This window comes from Novipirellula sp. (genome assembly GCF_041583735.1).
Classification (GTDB): Bacteria; Planctomycetota; Planctomycetia; order Pirellulales; family Pirellulaceae; genus Novipirellula.
Window position 1 is genome coordinate 1 of sequence record NZ_JBFHFD010000269.1, and the last position, 10,643, is coordinate 10,643.

General features: G+C 54.6%; 5 protein-coding genes. 2 read left to right on the top strand and 3 right to left on the bottom strand.

The annotated features are described in order from the left end of the window. Positions 1–2,565, bottom strand: a 2,565-nt coding sequence (locus ABX962_RS19150; protein ID WP_372721635.1) for a WD40 repeat domain-containing serine/threonine protein kinase, incomplete at its 3' end; no start/stop codon positions are given. 1,124 nt (positions 2,566–3,689) lie between these two features. On the opposite strand from ABX962_RS19150, the gene ABX962_RS19155 reads away from it, so the two are divergent. Further along, positions 3,690–5,426 (top strand): hypothetical protein, encoded by a 1,737-nt coding sequence (locus tag ABX962_RS19155; protein ID WP_372721636.1) that lies wholly within the window; start codon positions 3,690–3,692, stop codon positions 5,424–5,426. A gap of 424 nt (positions 5,427–5,850) precedes the next feature. Further along, a complete protein-coding gene (locus ABX962_RS19160) occupies positions 5,851–7,044 on the top strand; it encodes a sialidase family protein (RefSeq protein WP_372721637.1) in 1,194 nt (397 codons plus the stop codon). A gap of 206 nt (positions 7,045–7,250) precedes the next feature. On the opposite strand, the gene ABX962_RS19165 is transcribed toward ABX962_RS19160, so the two are convergent. Together ABX962_RS19165 and ABX962_RS19170 are read right to left on the bottom strand one after the other, a co-directional pair. After that, positions 7,251–7,895, bottom strand: coding sequence for a hypothetical protein (locus ABX962_RS19165; protein WP_372721638.1), 645 nt, complete (start codon positions 7,893–7,895; stop codon positions 7,251–7,253). A gap of 208 nt (positions 7,896–8,103) precedes the next feature. After that, a complete protein-coding gene (locus ABX962_RS19170; RefSeq protein ID WP_372721639.1) occupies positions 8,104–10,155 on the bottom strand; it encodes a PQQ-binding-like beta-propeller repeat protein in 2,052 nt (683 codons plus the stop codon). Positions 10,156–10,643: the final 488 nt, after the last annotated feature.

The following is a 10,643-nucleotide window of genomic DNA, read 5'->3' on the forward strand; positions in this document are numbered from 1 at the left end:
TTCGTTTAAGTCAAACACATGCAGAATGTCGACTCTGCCGCCCACCGCAAGATAGCGTCCCGATGGCGAGAAGCTTAGTCGATCATAGGAGTCATTGGATTCAAACATCGGAAGCTGAGCGGTTTTCACCGTCGGATTCTCACTTTGCCAACGCGTCATCGTACTCAGCAGCCCACGATCATTTGTCGTTGCGATCATGCGGTCGTCCGACGACAACGCAATCGCTTTGATCGCTCGCTCGCTTTTCCAAAGGTCGCGATAGACAACCGCAGTGGGCACCCCCGATGTGGACTCGGCTACGTCATCGCGATCCGGCAATTCGCCGTACTGAAGCCGATTGGGGATGTTTTCAGGGCCATTGGTCAAGATCAACACGTGCCGAAAATCGGATGTGAAGACGGTCCCCGACGAGTGCAGCGGAGACGGTGGCCGCGTGAATACCTCGTGTCCGAGCCGGTCGGGCGAAAATCGCTCGACCGCGCCATCGAGCCCGGTGGTGATCAGCGAATCGGTCGACAAAAACGCCACATCCGTCATCCGGCCCCCGGACCCCGAAACAAACGTCGCGGATGCAAAAGTCGCGGGAGATTGACGGTCGAGATCCGTTTCGGTCTGCTTGAACCATTCCACGCCGGCGCGGAAATCGGCAACGGCTAATGACAATACGTCATCGGAAAACGCGAGCGCCATCGGCTCGGATTGAGTTGGGATCCAGGACGACAATGCCGATTCGCCGGAATCGGGGTGGACCGTAGCAATTCCGATGCCGTTTTCTTGGCGAACCGTGTAGGCAACCCAATCGCGTGCTTGGCTGCACTCGAGTTGCAAGACACCGCCGCGGGTATCGACTTCACGCAACAAACGGCCCGATTGTGCGTCGAAAAAACGCAATTGATTAAACTGATCGTCGCCCGTCACGATGATTTTGCCATCGGGTGTCAATCCAACGCTCTCATTGCGAATTCCCGACGGGATATCGATCGATCGACCAAGCTTAAACGACCACGTTTTGATGTCGTTGTAGCGGCATCCTGAAACCAGGGTGTCGCCCGCAATCCGGATCGACTCGATAGTCGTGGGATGCAAGTGAAACGCACGAACCGTCTTGCCTGTTTCAGGGTTGATGGCGATGACGCCCCGATGACCTAGCGGCCACATTGGACCGGGGATCGCAAGGTTACCATCGGGCATCGCAGCGATCGCAGTCCCCTGGTTCTCGAACCCCGATAACTGGTGACGAAGCGTTTCGGTCTGAATGTCCCAGAACTTCAAAACGCCGTCATCGCCCGTCGTGACGACGGTTTGTTCGCCAGGCATGATCGCTAATTCACGCGCCGATTTCGAGTGACGTCCCCACAACGCATATTTGGCGCGCACCTCGCCATCTAGCAGCGACCATTCCGTACTTCGCAAGTCGGCTTCGCCATTGCCGGGGCGATGCAGATCGAGCAAACGTCTCGCTTCGCCGTATTGCCCCCGATTGAACATCTGGTAGGCCAACGACAGGTCGCTATCGTAGTGCAAAGCCCGCAATCGAGACTTTGATTGATCCGCGTAATGCAGTGCCGATTGCAATTGCACCGATTGCTCGCGGCTTTCAATCGCATACCTCCGCTGATTTAACGCAAACATCGATAAGCTCGCGATACCAAACAACACCCCCATCATCGCGACCGAAGCAAGCGAAGCGATTAACGGATTCCGCTGAGCCCAACGCATCGTCCGGCCGACGCGACCAATCGGACGTGCCGATGTCGACCGCCGCTCGGCAACACAAATCAAGTCATCATGCAGTTCGCCCGCGTCCTGGTAGCGACGGTACGGTTTCTTTTCCAAACACCGCTGCACAACCGCACTCAAGTCACGAGAAATCGTGGGGCGAATATCGCGAGGCGCTGGCGGATCGTACTCCATCACCCGCCGGATCGTTTGCATCTGAGTCGGCGCGGCAAACGGAGAGACGCCAGTCAAAAGCTCGTACAAGAGCACGCCCAACGAATAGACGTCCGAGTGCGCCCCGTGCGTGTCAACACTGCCACACGCTTGCTCGGGTGACATGTACGGCGCACTGCCGACCGGGGTTCCGATCATCGTCTCGCGAACATCGGTCATCGACCGGGCCATACCAAAATCCGTCAAATTAGCAAACGGCCGCCCCCGTTCATCCTTGCTGATGATCACATTGGATGGCTTGATGTCGCGGTGCATCAGATCGCGCTGATGAGCGACTTTCAAACCGCTGGCAATCTGGGTCACGATCGAAACCGCCGTGTTGATCGACACCAAGTGGTTCTGCTGGTGCATCCATTGGTCGAGCGTCGGTCCCGGACAGTATTCCGATACGATGTACGCTTTTTCGGGCGTCAGCACCGCATCCAAAATGGGGATCAAATTAGGGTGACTCAAACCTGCCGCAATTTCGGCTTCACGCTGAAACCGACGAGAGCTGAGCCGATTCGCTGCCAAATTACATTTGGGGAACTTAATGGCAACATCACGGTTCAAGCTAATGTCGTGGGCTAACCAAACACGACCATACGCCCCTTCGCCAAGTGGCTCGATCATGCGAAAATGATCGACGCACTCCCCCGCAGTGGGGAAGAAATTATCAGCTCCCCCTCCCGGATCGAATGCCCCAGAGATTCGCGTTTTGAGGTTCGCATCCGGAGCGGAACAAATTGGCAGTTGGGAACGAGTATCAGGAGGCAAGTCGTGGTGTTTCCGCATCGAATTTCCTTTCATGCCGAGAGGAAGTTCAGTTCGCAATCGGGAGCATCGCGGCAATCGTTCAAGCAATCATGGGGCAAATCGTGCGACGCTGATGCCAGATTATAACGTCGAAATCCCTAGCGAGGGAACGATAAACCCACTGGACGATTGCAATTTGTCGACGCGAGCCGTGCGGCAACTCTCTAGAGGGGGGAGGGTAGGCAAGGACGCGACCTGCGGGCAAGGACTACAACATGGGCTCGAATCAAGTGTTCTGATCGCCGAGCGGCGAGCGACAGACAGGTCGAAATCGATCGTTCTTTCGCGAAGCCTCGCTGCATCTCGCAGCGTGCGCTCTCCTGGCGTTGATGACATGGATTCAACGGAGGGTGTCTGCTTGGCTGCCCCCTTGTTTGCGGGCGGTCATTTCCACCTTAGACCGCATTTCGACCGACCTACATGGCGACTTTTCATCGGGAGTGCTTCCTTGATTACCGCTCGACTTCGTTTTGGCGAATTTGCTGGTTCTGACGAAAACGTTTGGAACCGTGCCGAGCGCTTTCCGGTGGTAGCGATTGTAACGGTCAACGGGATCATTCGCTCCTAAACAAAGCGGTGCGAGAACACCCATTGGAGCGAGATGTCGTTACGACCGTTAAAGTCGGCACGCATGGAACGTTCGTACCAACAGGTCACCCCAAACGTAATCTTTTACCTTGCCCGTCATCTTTACGTAGGTAACTGTTCACCCGTAGTCGATGAAGTTTGTGTATCAGGATTCGTCTCGCTTGTGCGTTAAGTCTGCTCAATCGAAACAACTTCCATCTTGCGTAGTGCGTTACGCAGTGGAACCGAAGCAAATCGGTCATGGGAAGACGGTTGTGACGAACCAAACGAATTTTGATGCCGGGCCAGTTGCTAGTGCGCTGGTCCAGGAAAGCTACGTCCAAAACCCGTATTGTTACCGTGGAGATTAGAAGATGAAAAGGTTATTGTTGCCTACGTTGACGATCCTGTCGATCGTTTTCGGGGTGAACTCAGCGAGCGCTGCTTATTGCGGCGCAGTCAGCTATGAAGGCTGTAGCAGCTGTGGAAGCACAGTTGCTGAAGGAAGCGTTGCGGAAGGTGCAGTTGCTGGTGACGGAGCCATCGTTGATGGCGGTGCCGTTGCTGGTGGTTCTTACACCGTCATGCGTAACGTAAGCGAAACGGTTTACGAGCAAGTCGAAGAGACTCGTTACCGCACACGCAACGAAACTTACTACGAAGATCAAGAAGTGACCGGCAGCCGCATGGTGCCTGTCACGACGACTCGTGAAGTTCAGTACACCGTGAACGTTCCTCACGTTGAAAATCGTACCAAAACGATCAACTACACCGTGATGAAACCGGTTCAAGAAACTCGTACGCGAGTGATCAACTACACGGTGCGCAAACCTGTTTATGAAAAGCACACCAAGACGGTCAACTACACTGTCATGAAACCTGTGTACGAGACTCACCAAAAGGTGATCAACTACACCGTTCGCAAGCCTGTGTGGGAAACCCGCACTAAGACGGTCAACTACACCGTCATGAACCCTGTGCGAGAAAACCACAGCAAGACCATCAACTACACCGTGATGGTTCCTGTTCGTGAGCAAAAATCGCGTACGATCAACTACACGGTCTACAACACCGTGCAAGAGCAACGCGTTCGCACTGAGAACTACAGCGTTGTCGTTCCTCAGCAGTACACCAAGACCGTTCAGGTCAAAGGTGGTCACTGGGACACCGTTACCGAAACGATCCCTGGCAAAATGATGCGTCGTACCGTTCGTGAGCCCGGAACTTGGACTTACGATCCTGCGACTTGCCGTTGCGTGTACTGCCCAGGCAAATGCCGCGTTGAATGTGTTCAAGGCTGCCCAACCACTTGCACCAAGAAGGTTTGGGTTCCAACTTGCGAAACCAAGGAAATCTGCTGCACCAAGTACGTTCGTGAGTGCCGTACTCGCGAAGTACCTTACACCGTGTGCAAGCGAGTTCCTGAGTGCCGCACCAAGGTTTGCAACTACACCGTTTGCAAAATGGTTCCTGAGTGCCGTAGCAAAGTAGTCAACTGGACAACTTGCAAGATGGTTCCAGAATGCCGATCGAAGGAAGTTTGCTACAAGGTCTGCACGATGGTTTGCGAAAACCGCCAAAAGACTTGCAACTACACGACCTGCAAAATGGTTCCTGAGTGCCGCACGAAGGAAGTTTGCTACACCACTTGCAACATCGTTTGCGAAAACCGTCAAAAGACCTGCAACTACACCGTGTGCAAAATGGTACCAGAATGCCGCACAAAGGAAGTTTGCTACAAGGTTTGCACGATGGTTCCTGAGTGCCGCACCAAGACCGTCTGCTGCACGACCTACAAGAAAGAGTGCTTCACCAAGACCATCAAGGTTGCTAAGTGCCGCAAAGTTTGCGAGCCTTACACCGTAACCCGTTGTGTTCCACGAGTTGTTTGCAAGCAAGTTCCAGTTCAAGTATGTGCTCCAGCTTCTTGCTGTGGCGATGCTTGCGGAGCCTGCGAAGCAGCTCCCGTTTGCTGCCCAGCGACTGAAGGCCCAGTTCGTGGCTTGCTCCGTCGTCTGTTCAGCCACGGCAAATGTGGTTGCGACGCAGCATGCGGTTGCGACGAAGCTCCTTCTTGCGGTTGCGAAGCTGCTCCAGCTTGCGGTTGCTAGAAACACGGATTTGATCAGGCCCGACGCAAGGGAAGCCTGAGCAATACCGTAGGACGTTAGTGTTCCGAATAGGCGGGGTGAGACTCTCAAAAAGAGACTCACTCCGCTTTTTTCGTTTTAACGTGAAATTGGCTTCCAGTCGTGTCATCAAGCGCAACTTCAACACATCCGCATCGTCGTTGGGAACAAGTAAGACAAGTCGTCAGCAAGCAATGCGTGCCTACAAAGTCTATACCGTTCACCTTGAGCCCTCCGTCAATCACGACTATCTTGCAGTGGGCATGCGTCCTGCCACAGCAACTGGATCTTTGCATTAAAGTTGGTATCTCGTTTGACCACCAACGCAGCGACCTGTCACGTGATCGAGTGTGGCAGTGGCAAGCCTGCTTTCTTAACCGTTCCTTCTGCAATAAATAGGAAATAGATGTCCCTGATCACGATGCGGTCAACCGTTCGCACTTCGCCCGTTGCGATCATGCTTTTTGCGACCATACTCATTGGGGGCAGTTTGACTTCGGTTTGCGGCAGTGAAACAGAATCAAGCCTCAAGGCACATGATACTATTTCGATTCCGACAATCGATATTTCAGGCGAGACAGTGCGTCACTCGATCGTAGCTCAAGGCACCTCTGAGGTTTATCAAGGGCACCCATGCACGGTCTTGCTTCCCGACGGCAAGACGATGTTCTGCGTGTGGTCGATCAATCACGCGGGGCACCTCGGCCCGCTGGCCCGTAGCGATAACGGCGGCAAGACGTGGAGCGGACTGCTTGATGTGCCTGATAACTGGCGGCAAGTTACCCAGACGACGCCAACGATTCACTATTTGGTCGATCCGGGTGGCAAAGGACGCATCTTTGTTTTCGGTGGCCTCGACTTTCCTGGACGACTTCGACAGGCGTACTCGGAAGATGGCGGGATAACGTGGACACCGATGAAGGATACCGGTTTAACGGCCGAGTGTGCGCCGAAGACAATTATGTCGTTTGACAACGGCAAGCGTTTGGTGATGTGGTGCGACCGCCGAGGCCCTTTTGCTCTCAATCGCCCCGATGCCGAACCTTACATCTGGGAAGCCGAGTCGCGTGATGGTGGTCTTACTTGGTCGCCCGAACGTCCGGTGGTCCGCACCCAATCGCGTTGGGGCCAGCCCGCGGTGATAAGATCGCCGGACGGAAAGCAACTCCTCATGGTGCTTCGTAACGAGGAATTTCACTCACTTTTTTCGGTAAGCAACGACGACGGGAAGAACTGGAGCGAGGCTCGACCGCTTCCGGCTGCGTTGACCGGTCACCGTCCAAAAATGCTTTACGCTCCGGATGGGCGCTTGGTGATGGTGATGCGTGACACAACAAAGACCTCGAAGACATACGGACACTTTGTAGCCTGGGTCGGAAAATATGAGGATGTCATCTCGAACCGTCAGGGACAGTACCGAATCAAACTGCTGCATAGCAACGCGGGTTGGGATTGTGGCTATTCCGGCTTCGAGTTGCTTCCTGATGGGACATTTGTCGCCACCACTTATATCAAATATCACCCTGGCCCCGAAAAGCACTCGGTCGTAACGACCCGATTTAAACTTGACGAGATCGATCTGAAAGAACCGATGAAATAGGCCCAGACGGAATGGGCCAAGTCGGCTTGCTAGTGTCGGATCAAGTGACGTTTTGAATCATCGTGATGACGAACTGCGATATTACACAGTGCGGGACGAGGGAAAGTATTGCGTGGCACAGTGGTACACACGCATCGAAATCGCGTCTAACGACACTGACACTCGGCAGACGCAACCAGGGACAGACTCAGACGCAAGTGTGTTAATTAGACCCGTTCGAGTTTTACCGGAGCCGTGCGTTCGCCATTCCACTGACACACGTAAACGTTTTCATCCCGGTCAATGCAGACATCGTGGCCGTGGTAGAACGTCCTTGCCTTGTCCTGTTTTACCGGCTGCAATACTCCGTCCTTGTAAATGGGTTCCTCGCCACCGGGGCATGAGATCACCCGATCGTCCTTGTCCATCACCATGGTGAATCCAGACTGGTACAGCCATGGTTTCGGAATTTTGACCTCGGAGAATTCGTGACTCCAGCAAACCCCGGCATAGACAAGGTCACCATGGATCACCGGTCGACAGATCTGCAGATTGGCCAAATTCACCGTCTTGATCCACTTGCCATCAAGCGTGAAGTATTTGAAGGCTCGCTGGGCACGACTGGTCACGATCAGTCGAGGATTGGCTGGGTCACGATTGTCCAGGGCAATGCCGTGCGCATTCGCCAAGTTGTAGTTTTTGTCTTCGTTGTCGTGTCCGCCGAACTTCTGTATGAATTTTCCATGTTGGTCGTATCGCAGGATGAAGTCCGAGCCATATCCGTCGGCAACGTAGATATCACCGTTGGACGCGACCGCCGTTTCAGTCGATGGGTGGCAAATAGATAAGAAACAAAAAGTCCGGTCTGTCAATCTTTTTGTCACCCATGTTTTTGTCATATAAAAGCACACGACAAATGACGTCGCTTCGTTAGCCGGGTGCCGCGCGGGTTGGGCTTGTGCTGCTGGCAACGTGGCTACGGCTGTCTTTTCCGTTGCTTCGGTTCGACATTGGCGTCAATTACTATTGCCGGTGGTGCGGTATGCAATGGACACGCTGTGTTATCACGCCGTTTTTGACTCAAGACCAAACCAAATCGTAACGGTAATCCAACAGCGCCGCAGTTGATCCGAAAAACAGTCCGAACGCAATTTGAATCATCACCCACTCGATCACGCGTGAGTGCCAACCTGTTCGGCTTTGCCAATAACGAGTCACCACAAGGGCGGGAGCAGCGGCCCAGAATCCCCACAGAAAGAACCACTGCGTCACCAAACTCATCTGCCGACAGGCAACAAAATAGATCACGCAAGCGATCAGGAAGACCGCGAAACTGCTTCGTGAAATCAAGTTGGTCTGTTTCCTTGTGCCATCCAACGGCGATCGAAGTGGTCGGCGGAGCTCGCTTCGCTGGATCGCGATCGCAAACAAGGCAAACAATGCCACCGGCCATGTGAAAACAAAATCGCCTGTCGCGATGCTTGCCGGCGTGCCAGCGACGATCCCCAATAACACGGCAACCGCTACGAATACGACTCGGCATTGATCTGCGGTGGCGCGTTGGCGGAATAACACGGGCGTAACCGCGGCAATCAACCCCGCAACACAAAGAATCGCAACTCCGCCGACGTACCAATTCCATAGCCAACGATAGGTCGGCGGATCCATCGCATACTCGGGTTCGACGCCCAGTAGCAACGAGTAGTCCCGCACTTCGCCTTGAGGGATCTCGGCAGCGGTAGTCCAATTTGTGGACGTTTGCGTATTGGGTTCGCCGACGAACAGACAAACCGCGCGTCCGTGGTTTCGCACAAACAAGCGACCTTGGTCTAATGCCGGTGCGGTCCAGCTGATCTCGCCTCCCAAGACACGCACTCGGCCTCGCTCGATGTACTGAACGGGATTGGCCTCGGCCAAAATCAAGTCACCGAGATCGTTTAACAGGAACAGCTTGCCATCGGCCTCAATCACACTGGCGTGGCCCACCACTTCCGCGTTGCGATTGGACTCAAAATCTGTTTTACGCCGCGTTTTTGCGATTCCGTTGGCCCATTGTTGTTTGCCGGTTAGAAAGTCGAGACAACGGAAACAGCCTCGCGTCGGCCGGTGAGCTTTCGATTGTGCCTCGGCGACGTCGAAGCCATACAAGTAGCCGTCCACCAGGACGCTCGAGGAGACATCGTTGGACATCAGTGGGCTTTGCCAAACGGTGTTGCAGTCAGCATCGCCGGAGCCCTCAGCGGATCGCCCGCTCAATTTCCAAAGCTGCGAGCCCGCTTGAAATGGCGCCGAGGTCCACAGGTACGGCTCGTCGTAGATCGGCCAGGCGGAATGTTCGTCGTAGCCATTGGACAGATGCTCGCTCCACAATCGCTCGCCTGTTTTTAGATCGTATCCAACCAAGTCGTTTTCGAGATAGCCGATCACTTGGGATTGCCCGTCGATCGTAATCGGCAGTGCCGGGGTGTAGCTGGCCGGTTCATCGCCCGATTTCCAAACGATCGTCCCATCGTTTTGATCCAGCGCCACCATGCTGCCGCCGACCGCTCCGATCGGCAGAATTACTTTGCCATCGATCACGGTGGGCGAGCAAGCGTAGCCGAACTCGGTTCCCTTGCCGCTTAGCTCCGCGGTCAAGTCGCGTGACCAGACGAGTTTGCCCTCGATAGAGAGACAGGAAACCGCACCGGAGGGAGTCGTGAAAAAGACGTGGTCGTCCGCGATCGTCGGTGTGCTACGTGGACCTGGGTACAGCCCGGTCGGTTGGAAAGCCCAATCGTAGCGGTAACGCCAAATCGTCTCGCCCGTCTCGGCATCCAAACAGAGCACAAACTGGCCGGTCAAAGTTTGGTATTGAGTGTAGGCTCGGTCGTCGGCGATCACAAATCCGGAATAGCCTTGGCCGAGTTCTTTCGTCCAAAGCACCGGGGGGCCCTGGGTTGGCCACTGGTCTGCTAGTCCGGTTTCAGCGGAGCGACCGTCATAGTGGGGGCCGCGAATATGCGGCCAACCTTGCCGAGTGCCCTCCGCGAATGCCGAAAAACCCAAAAAGAGGCATAGTATCGGAATCCAGACGCGGAACGTTTCTCGGCAACAGCTCATCTCGCCATTGTCCTCTGAAGTTGACAGCACGCCAAGCACGGAGTTTTGTAGGCCGGACCGTAGCGGAGCGAAGATCCAGCCTGCGGGTGGCTGCTGATTTTTTACAACATCACCGCGCTTATGTTAGCCGTTTGGGCAAACGCTGCGAAGCATTTAGAGACGGCAAATTACGGCAATTGCGTTCCGTAGCTACGCTCGCCAGAGCGTGGGTGATTGCCGGCCAATACGAATCACCACCTTCTGGCGAAGGTAGCTACCCAGAAATGCTTCACAGCGATTGCGAAAAAGGCGAACTAACTCAGCAGTCTCCACAGAGGGGCGGAATGTGAAACTTTGGCGGTCCTGACAATCGACCGATCGACTACGACGCCAGCTTGGATGGAATTTCGGGAAAACCCTTGTCGAGTTGGCTTTGGGCGGATAGCCTATTTCTAACGTGAATGGGCGACCTCGGCGGAGGTTCGTCACATTGGGATTTGCGGCCGCTTGCAGCCTAACCTGCTAAAGAGCCATGACAA

Excerpts from the sequence above, each read along its gene's own strand:
- ABX962_RS19160 (WP_372721637.1), top strand. The coding sequence starts at position 5,851 with ATGTCCCTGATCACGATGCGGTCAACCGTTCGCACTTCGCCCGTTGCG.
- ABX962_RS19155 (WP_372721636.1), top strand. The coding sequence starts at position 3,690 with ATGAAAAGGTTATTGTTGCCTACGTTGACGATCCTGTCGATCGTTTTC.